We start from the raw sequence: 21,107 nt of genomic DNA on the forward strand, positions 1-21,107 counted from the left end.
CAGCTGACTGCGCCTCACGCCGCAGCTGATGCTGGGCGTTGGATTGACGGAGAAGCTGTGGGATCGTGGAGTCCTGGCGAGTACATGCGCTTCGGCGACGAGCGAACCCGACCGTCGGTCGATCTCGCATCGCGCATCGCTGTCGAGCGTCCTGCGACCGTCATCGATCTGGGGTGCGGACCGGGGAACAGCACGCGGGTGCTGCGGCAACGCTGGCCCGAGGCGCATGTGGTCGGGCTGGACAGCTCGCCTGAGATGATCGATGCCGCTCGCGCTGACGAGCCGTTCGAAGAGTGGATCGTCTCGGGCATCGAGGACTGGGCCCCCTCGGCCGGCTTCGACGTCGTGTTCTCCAACGCGGCTCTCCAGTGGTTGCCTGATCACTGCGCACTCGTCGAACGACTGTTCCGGGCCGTCGCGCCCGGCGGTGCGCTCGGCTTCCAGATCCCCAGCGCTGACTTCGCCGCCGTCCGCCACCTCATTCACGGCATCGCGCTCGACGGTCCGTGGACACCTCGGATGTCGGGGCCGCTCGGCGAGCTCACGATGGAGCCGCCGGGCCTGTACTACGACTGCCTCAGCCCGCACGCCCGTTCCGTCGACATCTGGGAGACGGAGTATTTCCACGTCATGGATTCGTCTGCGGCGATCGTGGACTGGATCGCGAGCACAGGCCTACGTCCGTTCCTGGCTGCTCTCGAGTCGGAGGATGAAACGCGGATGTTCGTGTCGCGTCTGAGCGAGATGGTGCGCCAGACGTATCCGCCGCAGAAGGACGGACGCGTGCTGTTTCCCTTCAAGCGGACGTTCGTGGTGGCATACCGCTAGCGCTTGCCCGCTGTCCAACAAGCGTATCAACCTGAAGAATCGGCGTGTGAGGTATTCTCGGGTCGCAACGCTGCGGGGCCGGATTTGCAGATTATACGGAACACGTTATACGGATCCAATCCAGACATCTGTGATTTTCTCTGATATACTTCCATCCCATGGTGACTCGGGGATTTATCCATGGGCGCACGCGACATCATTGCTCATCCGGTGCATCTGGGTCTTGGCGCAACTGCCGAAGTTGAACCATTGTTCACCGGTGCAATAAGTTGGTACGAGGAATACATAAGCCGGCATGCAGATGATGGCGCTGAGGGGCGTCTCGTGAGCATGCACAAATTCAACGTTTCGTGGGATTCGTGGGAAATGCACCCGCATGGAAGCGAAGTCATTCTATGCACGTCCGGATCAATGATCCTCCATCAAGAGGATCCTGATGGTTCTCGTTCGGCCGTAACATTGGGTCCTGGCCAGTACGCAGTCAATACTCCTGGCACCTGGCACACGGCTGACGTGGAGCACGAGGCATCAGCAGTGTTCATTACCGCAGGATTGGGCACTCAGCACCGTCTGCGATAAGAAGGGTGTTTCACACGTGCGAGTCTTTCCCCATGGCCTAGTCTGGGGAGACATGAAGTACCGTAAACATCAAGATACATCTGACACGCCCCCTAAAGAGCTTTGATGTCTACCAAGGATTCTTGCGTTCAAGTGATCTTGGCGTTAGGCGTTGTTAGAGCACTCTTATGAGACACGTATGCGGGTATTCGCTCTGTTACTCCTCTGCACGATGGCCGCTTGCAGTTCCAAGCCTCCGGAATCTACCTACATTATTAATGGCACTAGACTTGAACGCGTAGCTTCGATCTCAAAACTCCTCAGTAAGACTGCCCCCCTACCAAGTGCGCTGTTAAACGCCCACTTCGTAGAGGAGCAGACGGGCGATGGCCGAGTCGGTCCCTCGGACTTTGCGCCGCATGCGGACGCCTTCTGGCTATAAAACCATGACTATGATCACCACAATGACTTCAGCTCAACACAACTGATGGTCAGTGATTCGGATCATCCCGGCGATCAGTCTCATCGCTTTCCCGCAAGACTGACAGAGAACCGGTGATCGTTGCAGGGTGAGTCGTTGCGACGGTATAGGAACCCTGAGCACAAGCTGCAACAGCTGAACCAGCCGCTTGCAGTTCGCATGCAGAAGGGCATAATCCCGCACGCGCCGAAACCGCCGTGGCAGCACGTGCCTCAGCAGTCGCCAGAGAAACTCGGCACCTGGCAACGTGCGGATCCGCTCTTGGCCCCGGTTGTCCTTGTAGCGGAAGCTGACCTCCCAGCGCTGTCAGCAATACTATCCTTCTCTGTTAGAACGCCCCGATAGAGATAGCGACCCAGATAAACGAGGGCTTGTTCTCCGTGGCCGACATCCGTGCAGTCCACCACCCATTCATTCGGGAGCTGTTCATCGCAGCGTAAACCCGCCAGTCGTAGGGCCTCAAAGCATTTGGCGCGGAAGACCCTCGCCAGATTGTTGGCCCAGAAGAGAACCTTTCCCTTCTTCTCGCGCCACTCTCTGCTCTGCTGGTTGATTGCGCCTGCGGGCACAATCAGACTTGATTAGGTAGCAAGCTCCGTCAGCCGGCTTTGTCGCATAAGCTGGTACAGATGTACCATAAGTGCCTGCCATGGCCATGAGTCGGATTCAGTTCCAGGCCGACCTGTCGCTGCCCAAGTTCATCTACCTCTCTCCACTCGCTCTGAGGCGCCATCTCGGCGTGAACTACCGCACGGCATGGCTGGTTCACAACAAGATCATGCAGGCGATGAAGGAGCGGGATGGGGCCTATGTCCTGCGGGGAAAGGTACAGGTGGATGCTGCCTGCCTTGGCGGAAAACGGTGTGGTGGCAAGCCTGGTCGTGGATCAGAGAACAAGGTGCCGATCGTCGCGGCCGTCTCTCTCGATGATGCGGGCCACCCCAGGCCCATGAAGCTTGCCACCGTGGCCACGTTCTCCTTTGCCGCCATCGCTGATTGGGCACAGGATTCACTGTCGATAGGATGTGAGGTGATCTCCGATGGGCTGGCCTGCTTCCGCGCCGTGACAGAAGTCGGTTGCCTGCATCAAGCTGTGGTGGTGAAAGGGCGCCATCCCAATGAACTGCCAGAATTCCGTTGGATCAACACGGTGCTGAGCAACTTGAAATCCAGCTTCAGTGGCACCTCCCATGCCCTGAAATTCGATAAGTACGCTGATCGCTACCTGGGTGCCTTCAATTACCGCTTCAACCGGCGCTTCAACTTGGCAGCGATGACCGAGCGTGTGGTTCATGCCATCTGCAGCTGCGACGCACGGCCGGAACGCGTCCTGAACAGTGCGGAGCTAGCTAGCTAATCAAGAGGGTTGAAGCACTCAGAGCAGATTGGCCGCCAGCTCCGCCAGGGGGGAGCGCTCCCCTTTGAGCAGGGTGACGTGGCCCGCCAGCCGTTGCCCCTTGAAACGCTCCACCAGCCAGGTGAGGCCGTTGCTGTCGGCATCCACGTAGGGGTTGTCGATCTGATACGGATCGCCGGTGAAGACGATCTTGGTGCCCTCTCCCACGCGGGTCACGATCGTTTTCACCTCATGGGGCGTGAGGTTCTGGGCCTCATCCACCACCATGTACTGGCGTGGGATCGAGCGGCCACGGATGTAGGTGATCGCCTCCACCTCCAGCAGGCCCATGCCCTTGAGGTCAGACCAGTTGCTGCGGGGAGCACGGCTGGTGCGCATGCTGCCCTGGGACGCATCCTCGCCACCGAGCAGGTAGTCGAGATTGTCGATGATCGGCTGCATCCAGGGGCCCATCTTCTCGCCCAGATCACCGGGCAGGAAGCCGATGTCCTTGCCCAGGGGAATCACCGGCCGGGTCACCAGCAGGCGGTCGTAGAGGTGATCGTCGGCCACCTGATGCAGCCCCGCGGCTAGGGCCAGCAGGGTCTTGCCGGTGCCGGCCTTGCCCACCAGGGTCACCAGGCTGATGGCCGGATCCAGCAGCAGATCCAGGGCGAAAGTCTGCTCCCGGTTGCGGGAGCTGACGCGGCCGAGCTTGATCCGGCTCGCCTTCTGCAGGGGCCGCAGTCCCCTGGCGGTGCCATCCGCCCGCGCCAGCAGGGTGTGCTGGGGTTGGCTGGCATCCACCAGGGTCACCCCTTCGTTGGCCAGGAGCGGCGGCTGGGGCGGCAGTCGCGGCGGCAGCTCATCGAGGTCGAGGGATCCCTGGTGGTGCAGCTGATCGATCTGCGCCGCCGTGACCACCCACTCGCAGAAGCCCGGGTAGAGGTCGGCGATCGCCACCTTGTCGGTGCTGTAGTCCTGGGCGATCAGGCCCACCGCATCGGCCTTGATGCGCAGGTTGGTGTCCTTGGTCACCAGCACCACGGGGGGGTGGTTGCCCATCACGTCCTGGAGGCGCTGCTCCAGCGCCACCGCCAGGATGTTGTTGTCGCCATTGCCGGATTTCAGCTCCGGCGGCAGCTGGGCGAGGGTTTCGTTGCGGCAGAACACCACCTTGAGCAGGCCGTGGTGCTCCGCATTGATCTCCACCCCCTCGGAGAGATTGCCCTTGCCGCGAAGCTCATCGAGCAGGCGGGAGGTCTGGCGGGCATTGCGGCCCCTCTCGGAGGAATCACGCTTGAAACGGTCGATCTCCTCGACCACCTCGATCGGGATCACCACCGTGTTGTCTTCGAAGCGGGTGATCGCCAGGGGATCGTGCAGCAGCACGTTCGTATCGAGAACGAAGGTCTTCTTCATCACCCGCGCCGCAATGGCCAGAAGTTGAACCTAGGCCGCAGCGGTGTCCACCCCACCAGCGCCTGGCACCAGACACGATCTACGCTCCCGCAGACCCGGCGCCCCTGCCCCTTGCCGTCCCTGCCTCCATTGCTCTGCGCCCTGCTCTTGCTGGCGCTGCTCTTCGGCCTCACCCTGCTCTGGCTGGAACTGCGCCACCGCCTCAGGCCGGCCTCGCCCTTGCGCCTGAGCTCCGGCCCCTGGACCACCCGCTGGAACAACAAGGGCGCGGTCACGCTGGAGGGCAGCTTCCGCATTGCCAACCCCCATGGCCGCATGGAGGTGATGGTGCCCGAGCTGCAGCTGCGCCCCACCGTGCTGGGTCGCCAGGACCTCTCCCGCCTGCAGGTGAGCGCAACGGTTGTGGCCGACCACCCCGACGAACCCTCTCGGCCCGATGGCTACTGGGCGGCTTACATCGTCAAGGGGCACAAGAGCACCCAGTTCAGGGCCACGGTGCACGTCAATCTGCCGGGCACAGGAGCCCATGGTCCGAGCCCCGAGGAGCGTCACACCCAGCTGCAGGAGCTGCTGGACACCCTCTGGCTGGAGGTGATCTGGATCAACTACGGGCCCTTCGGACGGCTGGAGCGCCGCGAGGGCTTCTTGGTGCCGGTGCGCCATCCTGCACCGCTGGATCCGGCCACCGCCGTCTGGCGCGAAGGCGATCGCTGCCGGGTGCTGCCGGTGCCCACCCACCTGCTGGGGGTGCTGGATGATCCCGCCGAGGTGCTCAGCCGCTATGCCGGGCCGGTGCTGCGTCCCGGTGACATTCTCACCATCGGTGAAACGCCCCTGGCGGTGATCCAGGGCCGCTACCAGCACCCCTCGATGGTTCAGCCCTCCTGCCTGGCCCGCCTGCTCTGCCGCGTGTTTCATCCCACCAGCAGCCTGGCCACGGCCTGTGGCCTCCAGACCCTGATCGACGCCGTCGGGCCGGCGCGGGTGCTCTGCGCCTGGCTGGCCGGCAGCCTGATGAAACTGGTGGGCAGCAAGGGCGGCTTCTACCGCCTCGCCGGAGACCAGGCCCGCCTGATCGATGACATCACCGGCACCACCCCCCCCTACGACCAGACGATCGTGCTCGGCCCCGATCAGCCCGAACGCAGCTGCCAGGAGCTGGCCCAGGCCCTGGGGGTGCCGGTGGCGGTGGTGGATGTGAACGATCTCGGGCGGGTCAAGGTGCTGGCCTCCAGCGCCGGCTGCGACGAGGACCTGCTGATGCGTGCCCTGCGGCCCAACCCCGCCGGCAACGCCAACGAACGCACACCCCTTGTGCTGGTGCGACCCGCCTGAACGCCCAGGCGTCCTTGTCTCGCCCCGATAAAGTTGATCATCAGCGGTTCTTCCGTGCGTCACCCAACCCCAACCCGTTCTCCGGGAGGTGATTCACTCACCGGCCCAGGGGACGTGCAGGTCGACCCCCTGCAGGGTTGGATGTTGCCGCATCTGCAGGATGCCGCCGTGCTGGATCTGCAGCCCCTGCTGCAGAAGGCCCTGTTGCTGCAGACCCCGGAGCGGCTGCTGAGCCGGCTGGTGCGCCGTCCGCCCCTGGCGCCTGAAGTGCTGGTGGCCCACAGCGGCGGCGTTGGTCTGCTGGGCCTCTGCGTGATGCGGCGACTCAACCGCAGCGGCAGTTGCTGGGGAGTGGAGGAGTTGCGGCTCTGCCGCGGCGCCCTGAGTGAACCGGGTTCCCCCAGCTCCAGGCAGGTGGAAGGGGCCCTGCTGCGCGAGGCCCTGCACTGCTGTCCGGGGGCTTCCAGCTGGATCACCAGGGTGGCCGCGGGTCACCAGGACCGCCTGGCCCTGCTGCGGGAGCAGGGGTTCCAGCCCCTGCTCCAGGAGACCCTCTGGTACTGGGAACCGGATCCCGCCGGCGCCAGCCCGCCGGCAGCCGTGCCTCCCAGCGACGAGCTGCAGTTGCGGCCCCTCAACCACCGCAGCGCCCCCCTGCTCTGGCACCTGGAGCAGGCCACCTGCCCGGCCCAGTTGCGCCAGTTGCTGGATCGCCGCATCGAGGACGTGCTCGATCAGAGCGAAGGCCGAGGCCTGCTCTGGGTCGACACCAGCCGCCAGCAGGCCGTGGCGGCGGTGCGGCGGCTGAAAAACCTCCGCCTCGGTCCAGCGGAGCTGGAGGTGAGCCTGCACCCCGGTTGGTCCCACCTACATGGCCCCGCGCTGGCGCGGCTTGCGCTGCAGCAGGCGGGCGGACTCTCGCCCCTGCGCCTGCGCAGCGACAGCGACGACCAAGATCGCGAACACTGGCTCAGTGAGCTCGGAGCGGTGGCGGAGGGGGAGGAGCTGCTGATGGCCCGCAGCGTCTGGCGGCGCCAAGAGGCGCGCCAGCTCAGCCGCCAGTCCTGGCGGCTCGACACCGTGCTCGACCCCTTCAAGCCCCGCCGGCGCCCCGTACCCACCCCGCTACAGCGGGGCGTGGCCGCCCACCACGGGGCCCAGCCCCACCAGGCCCTGGGCAGCGGCCGTTGATCCGCCAGCCACCGCCGCCCCGCTCCGTGCTGGCCGTCGATGTGGGCCGCCGCAGGATCGGTCTGGCCGGCTGTGACCCGCTCGGTCTGACCATCACGCCACTGCCCCCCCTGGCCCGGGGGGCCTTCAGCGACGATCTCCAGCGCCTGCGCCCCCTGGTGGCCCAGCGGCGCGTGCAGGCGCTGGTGGTGGGGCTGCCCCTTGATGCCAGCCAGCAGCCCACCGCCCAGGCCAGCCACTGCCGCCGCTACGGCCAGCGTCTGGCCCTGGCCCTGGAGCTGCCCCTGGCCTGGGTGGATGAACACGGCAGCAGCTGGGAAGCGGGCGAGCGCCATGGACTGCATGGAGATCGCAGCGGCCAGCTCGACAGCGCCGCCGCGGCCCTGCTGCTGGAGCAGTGGCTGCGCCAGGGGCCCGAAGCCCTTCCGGTCAGCCCAGCGACACCGAAACTCGACCAGCCGGCAGGCGCTGAGACATTCTGATGGGACCCGCTGATTCCCCATGAGTGCCGAAGGACCGTCGATCAGTGGATCCGGTGACGTGCCCACGGTGCTTGTTCGTGATGGCCAGAACCGCCAGCTGCTCTGTTTTCTCGAGCAACTGATTCCGCTGGATGGCCACGACTACGCCCTGCTCACCCCGGTGGACACCCCGGTGTGCCTGGTGCGCATCGCCGAGGGCGACGACGAGGAGGACGAGGTGGTCGAGGAGGTGGATGCCGCCGAATCAATCCTGACCGTGGCCGATGTGGTGCTGCAGGAGCACGACCTCACCCTGGTGCGCTCGGCGGTGACCCTCACCGTGAGCGGGGAGTTGGAGGAACCCGACCCCGACGACCTCGACGACGACCTCCAGGGCGATGGCGATGGCGACGACGAGACCGACCTCTACGAGATGTTGATCCAGTTCCGCGCCGAAGACCAGGAATACGGCCTCTACATCCCCCTTGATCCCTTCTTCGTGGTGGCCCGCATGGAGAACAGCGAGGCGGTGCTGGTGGAAGGGGAGGAATTCGAGCGGGTGCAGCCGCGCATCGAGGCCGAGCTCGATGACCGGGAGCGCGTTGGGTGAAGCTCCACCAGCTGTTGCGCCCCGACTGGGTGCTGAGCACCACCCTGGCCCAGATGCCCCTGGAGCGGCTGCTGGATCGCGGCATCCGCGCCCTGGTGCTGGATGTGGACCGCACGCTGCTGCCCCTGCGCCAGGCCGAGATGCCGCCGCTGATGGAGGCCTGGTTGCGCCAGGCCAAGCAACGGATGCGGCTGCATCTGTTCAGCAACAATCCCTCCAGGCGGCGCATCGGCGCGGTGGCCGAGCGCCTGGAGCTGCCCTTCACCACCTCGGCGGCCAAACCCCGCCGCAGCGCCCTGCGCAGGGTGCTGGCAGATCTGGATCTTCCGCCCGAGCAGGTGGCCCTGGCCGGTGATCGTCTCTTCACCGACGTGCTGGTGGGCAACCGCCTCGGCCTGTTCACCGTCCTGGTGAAACCCCTGGGCCCGGAGGGTCGGCCCTGCCCGCAGGATCGCCTGCAGCGCCTGGAGATGCGGCTGGCGCGGCTGGTGGGCACCGAGTGGAGCCGATGACAGCACGGGACGCTCCCAAGCGCCGCGTGATCAAGGTGGGCACCAGCCTGCTGCGCGGCACGGGCCAGCGCGACACCGAAGCGGTGATCGCCGGCCTGGCCGCCAGCCTCAGCCGGCGGCGCCTGCTGGGGGAGGCCATCGCCCTGGTCACCAGCGGTGCCGTGGGTCTGGGCTGCCATGCCCTCGGCTTCCAGCAGCGCCCTGAGGAGGTGGTGGCCCTGCAGGCCGCCGCGGCCGTGGGCCAGGGACGGCTGATGCGCCTCTACGAAACCGCCTTCGCCGAGCACGGCACCACCGTGGCCCAGGTGCTGCTCACCCGCGGCGACCTGGCCTCCCGCCGCCGCTACCAGAACGCCTGCCGCACCCTCGAGCAGCTGCTGAGCTGGGGCGTGGTGCCCGTGGTCAACGAGAACGACACCCTCGCCACCGATGAACTGCGCTTCGGCGACAACGACACCCTCTCGGCCCTTGTGGCGGTGGCGATCGGCGCCGATGAGCTGGTGCTGCTCACCGATGTGGATCGGCTCTATTCGGGCGATCCCCGCAGCGATGCCAGTGCCCGGCCGATCGAGGTGGTGCGCGATCTGCTGGAGCTGGAGAGCCTCAGCGGCGTGGCCCAGGGCGGTGGCCGCTGGGGCACTGGCGGCATGACCACCAAGCTGGCCGCGGCCCGCATCGCCACCTCCAGTGGCATTGCCGTGCGGCTGGCCGATGGCCGTGATCCAGCGGTGCTTGAAGCCCTGCTGGCCGGCGAAAGCCTCGGCACCCTCTTCCGTCCCAGCCCCAGCCCCCTGCCCGATCGCAAGGGCTGGCTGGCCCATGCCCTGCTGCCCAAGGGGGAGCTGCTGATCGACCCCGGCGCCGAGCGGGCCCTGATCGAGCGGGGCGCCTCCCTGCTGGCGGTGGGCATCCGCGCCGTCAAGGGCGAGTTCGAGCGGCGGGATGCCGTGCGCCTGCTGTCGCTGGAGGGGCAGGAGATCGGCCGCGGCCTCTGTGCCCTCAGCAGTGCCGAGGTGGCCCAGGTGCTGGGGCTGAGCAGCGAGGCGGCCGAGACCATCCTGGAGCACGGCGCCGGCGATGCGGTGGTCCACCGCGACCACCTGGTGCTCACCGCCGCGGTGGCCCGGGGCTGAGGAGCCCGGGGCTCAGGGGCCGCCCTACGATCCGGCCGTCGGTCCGCGACCCCTGGAATGCGCTTCAGCACCTTGCTCACCCACCTGAGCGAGCTGAGCGAGGCCAGCCCCAGAGACCTGGCCGCTGATCCCGAACTGAGCACAGCGGCGGCCGTCGACCAGGCCGGGGCGGCGGAGCTGGCCTTTCTCGAGCCCGGCCACAGCCTGGCGGCGGCTCTGACCAGCTGCACAGCCGGCGCGCTGCTGCTGCCGCCCGATGCCGCCCTGCAGGAGCTCGCCAGCGGCCGGGGCATCGCCTGGGTGGCCCTCAAAAACCCACGTCTGGCCTTCGCCGAGGCCCTCGAAGCCCTTCATCCCCCCCGCCGCCTGCCGCCGGGCCTCCACCCCAGCGCCGTGATCGATCCGGGCGCCAGCCTGGGCCAGGAGGTACACATCGGCCCCCATGTGGTGGTGGGGGAAGGTTGCGTGATCGGCGCGGGCTGCACCCTCCACGCCGGTGCCGTCCTCTACGGCGACGTGCAGCTGGGCGAGGACTGCGAGATCCACTCCAACGCGGTGCTTCACCCCGGCAGCCGCCTGGCCCGTGGCTGTGTGATCCACTCCACGGCAGTGGTGGGCTCGGAGGGTTTCGGCTTCGTGCCCACCGCCAACGGCTGGAGAAAAATGCCCCAGACCGGCCTGGTGGTGCTTGAGGAGGGGGTGGAAGTGGGCTGCGGCACCACCATCGATCGCCCCTCGGTGGGGGAAACCCGCATCGGCGCCGGCACCAAGATCGACAACCTGGTCCAGATCGGCCATGGGGTGGTCACTGGCCGCGGCTGCGCCCTGGCCTCCCAGGTGGGCATCGCCGGCGGCGCCATCCTCGGCGATGGCGTGATCCTGGCGGGCCAGGTGGGCGTGGCCAACCGGGCCAGGATCGGCGATCGCGCCATCGCCTCCTCCAAGTCAGGGATCCACGGCGAGGTGGCCGCCGGCGAGGTGGTGAGCGGCTACCCGGCCATCCCCAACCGCCTGTGGCTGCGCTGCTCCGCCGCGTTCAACAAACTGCCGGAGATGGCCAAGGCCCTGCGCCAGCTGCAGAAGTAGCCTCGCGCCCAGCGCCTTCTCCACCTCCGCGGGCCTGCAGCCAATGACCAGCTACCGCATCACCCTGCTCCCCGGCGACGGCATCGGACCGGAGATCACGGCCGTGGCGCGGCGCCTGCTCGATGCGGTGAGCGCCCGCCACCACTTCAGCCTCGACTACGACGAGCAGCCCATCGGTGGCGCCGCCATCGACCGCAGCGGTGTGCCCCTGCCGGAGAGCACCCTGGCGGCCTGCCGCGGCGCCGACGCCGTGCTGCTGGCGGCGATCGGCAGCCCCCGCTTCGATGCCCTGCCGCGGGAGCAGCGGCCCGAAACCGGCCTGCTGGGTCTGCGCTCGGGTCTGGGCCTGTTCGCCAACCTGCGGCCGGTGAAGATCATTCCGGCCCTGATCGACGCCAGCACCCTGCGGCCGGAGGTGATCACGGGCGTGGATCTGCTGGTGGTGCGCGAGCTCACCGGCGGCATCTACTTCGGCACCCCCAAGGGGCGGGTGGAGGCGGAAGGCCGGGTGCGGGCCTTCAACACGATGGTCTACGCCGACGACGAGATCGACCGCATTGCCCGGGTGGCGTTTCAGCTGGCGAGCGAGCGGAGCGGCAGGCTCTGCAGCGTCGACAAGGCCAACGTGCTCGATGTCAGCCAGCTCTGGCGCGACCGGGTTGAACTGATCGCCAGAGAATTTCCCCAGGTGGAGCTCAGCCACCTCTACGTCGACAACGCGGCGATGCAGCTGGTGCGCGCACCCCGCCAGTTCGATGTGCTGCTCACCGGCAACCTCTTCGGGGACATCCTCAGTGACGAGGCGGCGATGCTCACCGGCTCGATCGGCATGCTGCCCTCCGCTTCGCTGGGCTCCGCTGGCCCGGGGCTGTTCGAGCCGGTGCATGGCTCCGCCCCCGACATCGCCGGGGCCGACCTGGCCAATCCGATGGCGATGGTGCTCTCGGCCGCAATGATGCTGCGGGTGGGGCTGAAGCAGGAGGCGGCCGCCAGGGAGCTGGAGGCGGCCGTGGACCGGGTACTCACGGCGGGCTACCGCACAGGGGATCTGATGGCGGAGGGCTGCAGCCGGCTGGGCTGCGCGGCCATGGGCGAGAAACTGCTGGCGGAACTCTGAGCGGAGCGGCTGCAGCGCTGAGGGGCAAGGACCCTGGACCGATGACCTGCCAAACTCGGTTCCGCCCTTTCTCCCCCTGCGCTGATGTCCAAGCGTCATCCGGTTGTAGCGGTCACCGGTTCCTCTGGCGCAGGGACCAGCACCGTCAAGCGTGCCTTCGAGCACATCTTCCAGCGGGAAGGAATCGTGCCGGCGGTGGTCGAAGGGGACAGCTTCCACCGCTTCGAGCGCGGCCCGATGAAGGAGCAGATGGCCCAGGCGCAGGCCGGCGGGGTCAACTTCTCCCACTTCGGCCCCGAAGCCAATCTGTTCGACAAGCTGGCCGAGCAGTTTCAGTCGTACGGCGAAACCGGTGGCGGCCAGAAGCGCTACTACCTCCATTCCGTGGAGGAGGCCGCTGAGCACAATGCCCGCCTCGGCACCCAGCTGGAGCCCGGTCAGTTCACCCCCTGGGAGCCCATTCCCTCAGAGACCGACCTGCTCTTCTACGAAGGCCTGCACGGCGGTGTGGTGGGCGACGGCTATGACGTGGCCTCGCTGGTGGATCTGCTGATCGGTGTGGTGCCGATCGCCAACCTGGAGTGGATCCAGAAAATCAGCCGCGACAACGCCGAACGCGGCTACTCGGCCGAGACGATCGTGGACACGATCCTGCGGCGCATGCCCGACTACATCAACCACATCTGCCCCCAGTTCAGCCTCACCGACATCAACTTCCAGCGGGTGCCCACGGTGGACACCTCCAACCCGTTCATCTGCCGCAACATCCCCAGCCCTGACGAGAGCTTCGTCATCATTCACTTCCGCAAGGGCGCCCGGGAGAAATGGGGGATCGATTTCTCCTATCTGCTGCGGATGATCAACGGCTCCTTCATGTCGAGCCCCACGAGCATCGTCGTCAACGGCGGCAAGATGGGCTTCGCCATGGAGCTGATCCTCACCCCGATCATTCACCGCATGATCGAGGATAAGAAGACCCTGTCCTGAGCGATTAGGCTGTTGGGGCCGATCGAAATGGGTGAGGCCGATTACCTTCGCCACACCTCCATCATTCGACCCCACACCGCCGGCGGCTTCCACCGGTTCTGGAAGGGCGCCCATGCCCTCCTTCGAGATCCGCGGCGCCTCCAATCCCGGCAATCCGCCAGTGCGCTGGGATCAGATCAACAGTGGTGTGGTCCTCAAGCAGGCGCGCCGCGTCTACTTCCACTACGTGGAACAGTGCCCCGGGGGGGCTGAGCCGATCGGAATCGTGCTCGAGAATGGCAGCGGCGGCCAGGGTCGGGTGGTGTTTGAGGCACCCGTGCTCCTGCCCGATGAGCAGTTCGTGCCCCTGGAGCTGATCCGTGGCCGCAGCGCTGGCCGAGGAGGACGCACAATCCGCGGTCCCCAGCGGGGCTGAGCGAACACCCCCCACGCCCTGAGGCCAAGCCTGTGGAGCCCGACACAGCCACCCAGATCCTGATCTCCCTGCTGGCGGCCCTGCTGGGAGCCTGCGTCGGCAGCTTTCTCAACGTGGTGGCCTGGAGGCTGCCGCGGCGGGAGTCGATCGTGCTGCCCGCCAGCCACTGTCCCCGCTGCGGAGTGACCCTGGCCTGGCAGCAGAATCTGCCGGTGCTGGGCTGGCTGCTGCTGCGCGGCCGCTGTGGACGCTGCCGCGGTCCGATCTCCCCCCGCTACCCCCTGGTGGAACTGCTCTGCGCCGGGCTATGGGTGGCTGTGCTTCAGGCCAGCCCCACCGCCATGGCCAGCTCGCCCGGCTGGCTGCAGATCGGCGCCGGCTGGCTGCTGGTCAGCTGGCTGCTGCCCCTGGTGCTGATCGACTGCGACCACCTCTGGCTGCCGGAGCCCCTCTGCCGCTGGGGCCTCCTGCTGGGCCTGGCCGTCACCCTTGCCGCCGGCCTCAGCCAGTCGGGGGAGGTGGCGCGGGCACTGATCTTCAACCATCTGCTCGCCGCCGTTCTGGGGCTGCTGGCTTTCGAAGGCCTCAGTGCCCTGGCCGAACGGCTGATGGGCCGGCCGGCCTTGGGGCTGGGCGACGCCAAACTCACCGCCCTGCTGGGGGCCTGGCTGGGGCTGACGGGCCTGGGCCTGGCGGTGGCCCTGGCGGTGTTCAGCGGAGCGGCTGTGGGCAGTGCGGGGCGGCTGAGCGGACGGCTGGGGCCAGCCGAACCCTTTCCCTTCGGGCCCTTCCTCGCCCTTGGTGGCGTGGCGGTCTGGCTGGTGGGGGAGAGCTGGTGGCTGCAGCAGTGGAGCCGGTGGGGCGCCGGCCTTTAATGGAGTCATCGATCCGTTGCCAGGTCCCATCCCGTGTCCCTGTTCGACTGGTTCGCCGATCGCCGCAAGGCCAATCCGGTCGTACGCGCCACCCAGGAGGTCGAAGACGGCGACGGGCTCTGGAGCAAATGCCCCGAGTGCGGGCTTGTGGTGTACCGCAAGGATCTGATCGCCAACGCCAGCGTCTGCAGCGGCTGCTTCTACCACCACCGCATCGACAGTGACGCCCGCATCCGGGTGATCGCCGATGAGGGCAGCTTCAGCGCCATCGACACCGAGCTGTCCCCCACCGATCCTCTCGCCTTCAAGGATCGCCGCAGCTACGCCGACCGCCTGCGCGACACCCAGGAGGCCACTGGCCTGCGCGATGCGGTGGTCACCGGCCACTGCCGCCTCGAGGGCCTGCCCCTCTCCCTGGGGGTGATGGATTTCCGCTTCATGGGCGGCTCGATGGGCTCGGTGGTGGGCGAGAAGCTCACACGGCTGATCGAGCAGGCCACCGAGCGGCGCCAGCCCCTGGTGATCGTCTGCGCCTCCGGCGGCGCCCGCATGCAGGAGGGGATGCTCAGCCTGATGCAGATGGCCAAGATCTCCGGTGCCCTGCAGCGCCACCGCCAGCAGGAGCTGCTCTACATCCCCCTGCTCACCCACCCCACCACCGGCGGGGTGACGGCCAGCTTCGCCATGCTGGGAGACCTGATTCTCGCAGAGCCCAAGGCTCTGATCGGCTTCGCCGGCCGACGGGTGATCGAGCAGACCCTGCGCGAGAAGCTCCCCGAGGGCTTCCAGACCGCCGAGTACCTGCAGGAGCATGGCTTCGTGGATCTGATCGTGCCGCGCACCCGTCTGCGCAGCACCCTGGCCAGCCTGCTGCGGTTGCACGGCGTCACCACCAGCTCGGCGCCGGCCCCGGTGGCGGCATGAGCGGCCTGCACCGGCTGCTGAAGGCCGCTCTGCTGGCGACAGCGCTGCTGCTGATGGTGCTGGCGACTGGTCCCGGCCCCGCCAACGCCGGCCCGGTGAACTGGCAGGAGGTGCCCGAGAGCCCCGCCGGCCGCCAGTGGTGGGACACGGGCAGCCTGCGCCTCAGCCGTGGCGGTGAACTCTCGGTGCTCACCCGCTTCCAGCCGGTCTCCCCTGAGGATCGCGGCCAGCTCTATGTGATGGAGCTCGACTGCGGTCAGGAGCTTTACCGCGACACCTCCGTCAACGGCCTGCCCCGCTTCAAGGCCGAGTGGCAGCCCACCGGCGCAGACGACCTGATCAGCGCAGTGCTGGATGAGGCCTGCGCAGCCGGCTCCGAGCTGCAGTCGTCCCGTTGATCCGCTGAACCCCGGAGCTGCCATGAGCCAACCCCTCCAGGTCGCCGTGGCCGGCCTCGGTTTCGGTGAGAAGGTGCACCTGAGCGCCCTGCGGGCCTGTCCGGGCACCGAGCCGGTGGCCCTCTGGCACCCCAGAGCCGATCGGTTGGAGGCGGCCTGCCGCTCCGCTGAGCTGCCGGGCCACAGTGATTTCGCGGCGCTGCTGGCCGAACCGGCGGTGGAGGCAGTGGTGATCGCCACCCCGCCAGCCCCCCGCTTCGAGCTGGCGCGCGCGGCCCTCGAGGCCGGCAAACACCTGCTGCTGGAGAAGCCCGTGGCCCTGGAGGTGGCCCAGGTGCGGGAGCTGAGGCGCCTGGCGATCGAGCGGGGCCTGAGCGTGGCGGTGGATTTCGAGTACCGGGCGGTGCCGGTGTTCCAGCAGCTCAAGCAGCTGCTCAGCAGGGGGGTACTGGGGGAGCCCTGGCTGGTGCGCTTCGACTGGTTGATGAGCAGCCGCGCCGATCCCAGCAGGCCGTTCAGCTGGGCCTCGCAGCGCGCCCAGGGGGGCGGTGTACTCGGTTCCCTCGGCACCCATGCCTTCGACAGCCTGGAATGGCTGCTGGGTCCAGTGCGCCAGCTGAGCGCCAGCCTCTCCACCGCGATTCCCCAGCGCCCCCTGGCCGGCAGCCCAGATCGTTGTGCTGCCGTCGATGCCGACGATGTGGCCCTGCTGCAGCTGCAGCTGGAGGCCCCCTCAGGGGCGGCGGTGCCGGCCCAGCTCAGCCTCTCTTCGGTGACCCGCGCCGGCCGGGGCTGCTGGCTGGAGTTCCACGGCAGCGAGGCCAGCCTGATTCTGGGCAGCGAGAACCAGACCGACTACGTGCACGGCTTCCACCTCTGGCTGGCCCGGCCGGGGGAGCCGCCCCAACTGGTGCCGCCCGATCCCGCCCTGGCCTTCGGCCGCACCTGGGCCGACGGCCGCATCGCCCCGGTGGCGCGGCTGCAGGGCTGGTGGAGCGAGAGCGTGCGCGAGGGCCGGCCGATGCTGCCGGGCCTGGCCGAAGGGGAGCGCAGCCAGCTCTGCTGCGACCTGGCGCTCGAATCCGCGGCCAGCGGCCTGCGCCAAAGCCTTCGCCGCTGAGGGCTGACCGCTGAAGCAGATCGTTGAAGCAGGCGGCTGAGACCCGAATCCCAGGGGATGAACTAAACTCGCGGCCAGCCTGCGTCAAGGTCCCGACGCCGGTGATCCGGCCCCCCGGGGCCGGCCCTAGACGCATCACCCATCCCAACCTCCAGAGGTTTTTCCCATGGCCCTCGTTCCGCTTCGGCTGCTCCTCGACCACGCCGCTGAGAACGGCTATGGCATCCCGGCCTTCAACGTCAACAACCTGGAGCAGGTCCAGTCGATCATGGAGGCGGCCTACGAAACCGACAGCCCCGTGATCCTGCAGGCCTCCCGTGGCGCCCGTCAGTACGCCGGTGAGATCTTCCTGCGTCACCTGATCATTGCTGCCACCGAAACCTATCCAGACATCCCGGTGGTGATGCACCAGGACCACGGCAACAGCCCCGCCACCTGCTTCGGCGCCGCCGCCAACGGCTTCACCTCGGTGATGATGGATGGCTCGCTGGAGGCGGACGCCAAGACCCCGGCCAGCTACGACTACAACGTGGCCGTCACCAAGGAAGTGGTGGACGTGGCCCACGCCATCGGCGTCAGCGTTGAGGGCGAACTGGGTTGCCTGGGCTCCTTGGAGACCGGCAAGGGTGAGGCCGAGGACGGCCACGGCTTCGAGGGTGCCCTCTCCCGCGAGCAGCTGCTCACCGATCCCGCCGAAGCGGCCGACTTCGTGGCCAAAACCAAGGTGGATGCCCTGGCGATCGCCATCGGCACCAGCCACGGCGCCTACAAGTTCACCCGCAAGCCCACCGGCGAAGTGCTGGCCATCTCGCGCATCGCCGAGATCCACAAGGCCATCCCCAACACCCACTTGGTGATGCACGGCTCCAGCTCCGTGCCCAAGGAGTGGCTCGACATGATCAACAAGTTCGGTGGCTCCATCCCCGAAACCTATGGCGTGCCGGTGGAAGAGATTCAGAACGGCATCAAGAATGGCGTGCGCAAGGTGAACATCGACACCGACAACCGTCTGGCCTTCACCGCCGCCGTTCGTGAAGCCGCCTTCAAGGATCCAGCCAACTTCGACCCCCGCCACTTCAACAAGCCGGCCCGGGCCTACATGAAGAAGGTGTGCCTCGATCGCTACCAGCAGTTCTGGTGCGCCGGCCAGGCCAGCAAGATCAAGCAGCAGAACATCAACTATTACGCTGCCCTCTATGCCAAGGGTGCCCTCGACCCCAAGACCGCCGTCGCCGCCTGAGTCTTTCTTCGACTCAACCCAGACCCCTTCTCGGTCTGTTCAGGGAGCCCCAGGCTCCCTTTTTTCATGCCTGCTCAGGGAGCCGGCGGGAACGGGGGCAGGCCAGGGAGACCCAGGGGACCCGGCACACCGAGCCCGATGCCACCTGCCGGCACACCCTCAGAGCTCCCCCGACCGGAGACCAGCTTCTCCAGTGCCGTGGCGAGATCCTGCTCCATCACGAACCGACGGCCGTCGGTGACCACCACCCTCACCAGGGTGGGCAGATCGTTGCTTTTCGACTGCAGGTAGATCGGCTCCACGTAGAGAAGCCCCTTGCCCACAGGCAGCACCAGCAGATTGCCGCGAACCAGCTGGGAGCCCGTACGATTCCAGAGACCAAACTGAAAGCTGATCAGCGGATCCTGCTCGATCAGGGCCGAAATCTGTTGCGGACCCAGCAGCAGCCGCTGCTGCGGGAAGCGCACCAGCACCAGTTCGCCGTAGTGGGGTGGATCATTGCGCGCCGCCAGCCAGCCCACCAAGTTGGTGCGGCGCACGGGCGAGAACGGCAGCAGCAGGACAAATTCCGGCCGCTTCTCTCCGGGAAGCTGCAAGGTTGCGTGATAAGGCGCCACAGGCACGTTGCTGGAGCCGTAGACCTCGAGTGGGATCGACCAGACGTCATCGCCGTTATAGAAAGTGCGGACGTCGGTGACGTGGTAACGCAGCAGCCGCTCCGACTGGATCGCGAACTGGCTGAGTGGCACGCGGATGTGGCTGAGCAGGGCGGCCGGCATCTCCTGCAGCGGGCGGAACAGCTCAGGAAACGCCCGCTGCCAGGTGCGCAGTACCGGATCGGTGGGATCGTTCACATAGAGCCAAAGGCGCCCGTCGTGGGCATCCACGACCGCCTTCACGGGGTTGCGGAAATAGCGGATGCCCTTGGCATTGGCATCGCTGTAGGGATAGCTGCGACTGGTGGTGAACCCGTCGAGCATCCAGTACTGATGCTGGGAGGGCTCGAAGCCAGGCGAGCCCTCTACCTGCGCCGTCACCAGATAGGGCTCGGTCTCGAAGTGCAGGAACGGAGCCAGGGCCTCGAGCCGTTCGTTCACCTGCCTGCGGATCAGCAGGAGCGAGTCGGGCGTGAACGAACCGCTGAACAGCATCCGCGGCTCCATCAGATAAACCGCAACCTTGAATCGCTGCCACGCGTTGTCGAGCCGGATTCCGAGCCGCCCCGTGAAATGGGTGTAGACATTCAGCTCCCCGTCGGGGAAGTCGAACTCCTGCACCCGGGTGGGAGCGATCACGTAGGGAGCCCGCGCCGAGGCGTAGTAGAGGCGTGGTTGCCCCAACGGCAGGGACTTCACCGCCGCAGCATCACTGATGCCGAGCTTGGGAATGCCCTGCACCCGGCCGCTGCGGCCGAGATCCTTGACGAAGAACAGCGGCAGGCCGTCAGGGCCGAAGACGTTCACCGGCGAAACGGTGAAGCCGAAACCGTGGGTGAAGACGAGATGACGGTTGAGCCAGGTGCGCGAGCCTGCCGGCAGGGCGCCGCTGTCGAGTTCCCGTGCCGCGATCAACACCTGCTGCGAGCCGCTGCGGAGGGGATCCCCCAGCAGTGGATAGCGATCCACTGCCGCGGAGGGGAAGGTGTAGTAGAGCCTTAACTGCTGCAGCTGCCTGTTGGCGGCCAGCAGGGGGCGGCTGTCCCACAGGCGGGTGTTGGCCAGGGTTCCCGGCGCCGCTTCCAGATCGCCAGCGGTGAGCTTCTGCTCTGGATTGAGGACGCCCTCTTGGATCGCCCCCAGCCCGAAGGCCTGGCGAGTGCCACGGATGCTGCGCTCGATGTAGGGCGCCTCCATCACCAGCTCCCGAGGCTGCACCACAAAGCGCTGCACCAGAGGAGCCACCAGGAACTCGGTGATCGGCACCAGCGCCACCGTGGCCAGCAGGGGAACCAGGACCAGGCTCCGCAGCCAGTGACGACGCACGGAGGCCAGCAGACCCGTGGCGGTGAGCACCAACAGGGCGGCGAGCAGAAGCCGCAACGGCAGACGCACGTGCAGATCGACGAAACCGGCGCCGGAAGCCACGCCGCTGCCCTGCACCATCAGATCGAAGGGGGCAAGGGCGGAGCTGGAAGCCGCCATCAGGCAGAGGACCGCAAGCTGGGGCTTGAGCACTGCCTGCTGGGCACGGCTCAGTCCCACGAAGCGCAGATCACTCAGACTGGATCCTTCGGTGAAGGTGAGCCAGAGGCAGGCGGCGAACCCCACGATCCCCTGGGCCAGAAGAATGCTCAGCAGCAAATGGAGCGCCGGCAGGCGCAGCACCGTGAAGCTGATGTCGAAGCCCGTGAGCGGATCCCCCTCGCCGAACGGCACCGCCAGCAGGGCCGGCAACCAGAGACTCCAACCCCGCGCCAGGGCGGTGGCTGATCCGGCCAGGGCAGCCACCAGCACCAGCTGCAGGGTCGGCAGGGGCTTGGTCAGCAGCGGCAGCAGCAGTCCGGCGGCCATGGCGAGCAGCAGCGGCAGCGGCAGGTCGGCCAGCACACGGAAGCCACTGAAGATCTCGCCACTGAAGGGGGCACTGATCAGTCCCCAAGCCTGGACGATCAAGTAGGTGAGTCCGGTGGCCAGGGACAGCTCCAAGCCCGCCAACACCAGCACCATCGGCAGGGGCTCCAGCCGCAGCAAGGTCAGGCGCGGCATCGCCTTGGTGGCACTGGCGCTGCGCAGGCGCCAGCAGCGCTGCAGCTGCTGCAACTGCAGCGGAACTCCAAGTCCCATTACCAACAGGAACGCCCCGATCTGAAGCCACCAGCGGCGCCTCAGCACTGATTCGAAGCCGAACTGGGCGAACCAGTCGAGCTCGAGGCCCAGCCGGGAAATCAGTACCAGCGCCAGGGGGACGAACGCCAGCACTGCCAGGGCCGCAGGCAGCGACAGCAGGCGCGGGAAACGGGAGGCCACGGCATGAGGCTAGACAGCGGCGGGGCACCTCGCCCGCTTCGCTCCTGAAGACGCCTTCCATGAACTGATTCTGATACCCGACCTCGTAGGTCGGGCTTAATGGAGCGTTGTT

Annotated in this window: 20 protein-coding genes and 1 pseudogene; 17 read left to right on the forward strand and 4 right to left on the reverse strand. The window is 67.1% G+C overall.

What is annotated here, in order from left to right; translation table 11 throughout:
• Window positions 1–84 precede the first annotated feature (84 nt).
• Window positions 85–828 (forward strand): methyltransferase domain-containing protein, encoded by a 744-nt coding sequence (locus KBY67_RS04040; protein WP_255109001.1) that lies wholly within the window; start codon window positions 85–87, stop codon window positions 826–828.
• Between the two features lie 1,033 nt (window positions 829–1,861).
• On the opposite strand, the gene KBY67_RS14845 is transcribed toward KBY67_RS04040, so the two are convergent.
• Together KBY67_RS14845 and KBY67_RS14850 are read right to left on the reverse strand one after the other, a co-directional pair.
• On the reverse strand, window positions 1,862–2,113 hold the full coding sequence (locus tag KBY67_RS14845; RefSeq protein ID WP_399213883.1) for a transposase: 252 nt from the start codon (window positions 2,111–2,113) through the stop codon (window positions 1,862–1,864).
• On the reverse strand, window positions 2,080–2,436 hold the full coding sequence (locus KBY67_RS14850) for a transposase (RefSeq protein WP_399213885.1): 357 nt from the start codon (window positions 2,434–2,436) through the stop codon (window positions 2,080–2,082). The genes KBY67_RS14845 and KBY67_RS14850 overlap by 34 nt, the downstream gene beginning before the upstream one ends.
• Window positions 2,437–2,573: 137 nt before the next feature.
• Here KBY67_RS14850 and KBY67_RS04045 point away from each other — a divergent pair.
• Window positions 2,574–3,224: pseudogene (locus KBY67_RS04045) on the forward strand (IS1595 family transposase); the annotation flags it as partial.
• Between the two features lie 18 nt (window positions 3,225–3,242).
• On the opposite strand, the gene KBY67_RS04050 reads toward KBY67_RS04045, so the two are convergent.
• Window positions 3,243–4,625, reverse strand: a complete 1,383-nt coding sequence (locus tag KBY67_RS04050; protein ID WP_255109003.1) for a PhoH family protein — start codon at window positions 4,623–4,625, stop codon at window positions 3,243–3,245.
• 111 nt (window positions 4,626–4,736) lie between these two features.
• Here KBY67_RS04050 and KBY67_RS04055 point away from each other — a divergent pair, with 111 nt between their 5' ends.
• The 15 genes from KBY67_RS04055 (at window position 4,737) to fba (ending at window position 18,029) form a co-directional block, all read left to right on the forward strand.
• Window positions 4,737–5,960: a F420-0:Gamma-glutamyl ligase gene (locus tag KBY67_RS04055; RefSeq protein WP_255109006.1), complete on the forward strand. Its 1,224-nt coding sequence runs from the start codon at window positions 4,737–4,739 to the stop codon at window positions 5,958–5,960.
• Between the two features lie 114 nt (window positions 5,961–6,074).
• Window positions 6,075–7,151 (forward strand): hypothetical protein, encoded by a 1,077-nt coding sequence (locus KBY67_RS04060; protein ID WP_255109009.1) that lies wholly within the window; start codon window positions 6,075–6,077, stop codon window positions 7,149–7,151.
• Entirely contained in the window at window positions 7,148–7,633 is a 486-nt protein-coding gene (gene ruvX / locus KBY67_RS04065; RefSeq protein ID WP_255109011.1) for a Holliday junction resolvase RuvX, read from the forward strand. The genes KBY67_RS04060 and ruvX overlap by 4 nt, the downstream gene beginning before the upstream one ends.
• Before the next feature lie 19 nt (window positions 7,634–7,652).
• Window positions 7,653–8,222 carry a DUF3727 domain-containing protein gene (locus KBY67_RS04070; protein WP_255109013.1) on the forward strand — a complete coding sequence of 190 codons (570 nt, stop codon included), beginning with the start codon at window positions 7,653–7,655 and terminating at the stop codon, window positions 8,220–8,222.
• Window positions 8,219–8,734: a YqeG family HAD IIIA-type phosphatase gene (locus tag KBY67_RS04075; protein ID WP_255109015.1), complete on the forward strand. Its 516-nt coding sequence runs from the start codon at window positions 8,219–8,221 to the stop codon at window positions 8,732–8,734. Before KBY67_RS04070 ends, KBY67_RS04075 begins: the two co-directional genes overlap by 4 nt.
• Window positions 8,731–9,867, forward strand: coding sequence for a glutamate 5-kinase (proB, locus tag KBY67_RS04080; RefSeq protein WP_255109018.1), 1,137 nt, complete (start codon window positions 8,731–8,733; stop codon window positions 9,865–9,867). Before KBY67_RS04075 ends, proB begins: the two co-directional genes overlap by 4 nt.
• A gap of 57 nt (window positions 9,868–9,924) precedes the next feature.
• A complete protein-coding gene (gene lpxD / locus KBY67_RS04085; RefSeq protein WP_255109020.1) occupies window positions 9,925–10,953 on the forward strand; it encodes a UDP-3-O-(3-hydroxymyristoyl)glucosamine N-acyltransferase in 1,029 nt (342 codons plus the stop codon).
• A 43-nt stretch (window positions 10,954–10,996) separates the two neighbouring features.
• Window positions 10,997–12,070 carry a 3-isopropylmalate dehydrogenase gene (gene leuB / locus KBY67_RS04090; protein ID WP_255109022.1) on the forward strand — a complete coding sequence of 358 codons (1,074 nt, stop codon included), beginning with the start codon at window positions 10,997–10,999 and terminating at the stop codon, window positions 12,068–12,070.
• Between the two features lie 84 nt (window positions 12,071–12,154).
• Entirely contained in the window at window positions 12,155–13,057 is a 903-nt protein-coding gene (locus KBY67_RS04095) for a phosphoribulokinase (RefSeq protein WP_255109024.1), read from the forward strand.
• 112 nt (window positions 13,058–13,169) lie between these two features.
• Window positions 13,170–13,472 carry a hypothetical protein gene (locus tag KBY67_RS04100; RefSeq protein WP_255109026.1) on the forward strand — a complete coding sequence of 101 codons (303 nt, stop codon included), beginning with the start codon at window positions 13,170–13,172 and terminating at the stop codon, window positions 13,470–13,472.
• Window positions 13,473–13,504: 32 nt separating this feature from the next.
• Window positions 13,505–14,347: an A24 family peptidase gene (locus KBY67_RS04105; RefSeq protein WP_255109029.1), complete on the forward strand. Its 843-nt coding sequence runs from the start codon at window positions 13,505–13,507 to the stop codon at window positions 14,345–14,347.
• A 33-nt stretch (window positions 14,348–14,380) separates the two neighbouring features.
• Window positions 14,381–15,271: an acetyl-CoA carboxylase, carboxyltransferase subunit beta gene (accD, locus tag KBY67_RS04110; RefSeq protein ID WP_255109031.1), complete on the forward strand. Its 891-nt coding sequence runs from the start codon at window positions 14,381–14,383 to the stop codon at window positions 15,269–15,271.
• The gene (locus KBY67_RS04115; RefSeq protein WP_255109033.1) at window positions 15,268–15,669 is read left to right on the forward strand and encodes a hypothetical protein; all 402 of its coding nucleotides are present in this window, start codon (window positions 15,268–15,270) and stop codon (window positions 15,667–15,669) included. Before accD ends, KBY67_RS04115 begins: the two co-directional genes overlap by 4 nt.
• A 22-nt stretch (window positions 15,670–15,691) precedes the next feature.
• Window positions 15,692–16,789: a Gfo/Idh/MocA family protein gene (locus KBY67_RS04120; protein ID WP_255109035.1), complete on the forward strand. Its 1,098-nt coding sequence runs from the start codon at window positions 15,692–15,694 to the stop codon at window positions 16,787–16,789.
• A gap of 166 nt (window positions 16,790–16,955) precedes the next feature.
• The gene (fba, locus tag KBY67_RS04125; protein WP_255109037.1) at window positions 16,956–18,029 is read left to right on the forward strand and encodes a class II fructose-bisphosphate aldolase; all 1,074 of its coding nucleotides are present in this window, start codon (window positions 16,956–16,958) and stop codon (window positions 18,027–18,029) included.
• Window positions 18,030–18,103: 74 nt separating this feature from the next.
• Here fba and KBY67_RS04130 read toward each other — a convergent pair whose 3' ends face one another.
• Window positions 18,104–20,995, reverse strand: coding sequence for a UPF0182 family protein (locus KBY67_RS04130; RefSeq protein WP_255109040.1), 2,892 nt, complete (start codon window positions 20,993–20,995; stop codon window positions 18,104–18,106).
• Window positions 20,996–21,107: the final 112 nt, after the last annotated feature.

Source organism: Synechococcus sp. RedBA-s (genome assembly GCF_024345495.1).
Classification (GTDB): Bacteria; Cyanobacteriota; Cyanobacteriia; order PCC-6307; family Cyanobiaceae; genus Regnicoccus_A.

Excerpts from the sequence above, each read along its gene's own strand:
- KBY67_RS04120 (WP_255109035.1), top strand. The coding sequence starts at position 15,692 with ATGAGCCAACCCCTCCAGGTCGCCGTGGCCGGCCTCGGTTTCGGTGAG.
- leuB (WP_255109022.1), top strand. The coding sequence starts at position 10,997 with ATGACCAGCTACCGCATCACCCTGCTCCCCGGCGACGGCATCGGACCG.
- lpxD (WP_255109020.1), top strand. The coding sequence starts at position 9,925 with ATGCGCTTCAGCACCTTGCTCACCCACCTGAGCGAGCTGAGCGAGGCC.
- KBY67_RS04095 (WP_255109024.1), top strand. The coding sequence starts at position 12,155 with ATGTCCAAGCGTCATCCGGTTGTAGCGGTCACCGGTTCCTCTGGCGCA.
- fba (WP_255109037.1), top strand. The coding sequence starts at position 16,956 with ATGGCCCTCGTTCCGCTTCGGCTGCTCCTCGACCACGCCGCTGAGAAC.
- KBY67_RS04070 (WP_255109013.1), top strand. The coding sequence starts at position 7,653 with ATGAGTGCCGAAGGACCGTCGATCAGTGGATCCGGTGACGTGCCCACG.
- KBY67_RS04040 (WP_255109001.1), top strand. The coding sequence starts at position 85 with ATGCGCTTCGGCGACGAGCGAACCCGACCGTCGGTCGATCTCGCATCG.
- proB (WP_255109018.1), top strand. The coding sequence starts at position 8,731 with ATGACAGCACGGGACGCTCCCAAGCGCCGCGTGATCAAGGTGGGCACC.
- KBY67_RS04100 (WP_255109026.1), top strand. The coding sequence starts at position 13,170 with ATGCCCTCCTTCGAGATCCGCGGCGCCTCCAATCCCGGCAATCCGCCA.
- KBY67_RS04050 (WP_255109003.1), bottom strand. The coding sequence starts at position 4,625 with ATGAAGAAGACCTTCGTTCTCGATACGAACGTGCTGCTGCACGATCCC.
- KBY67_RS04115 (WP_255109033.1), top strand. The coding sequence starts at position 15,268 with ATGAGCGGCCTGCACCGGCTGCTGAAGGCCGCTCTGCTGGCGACAGCG.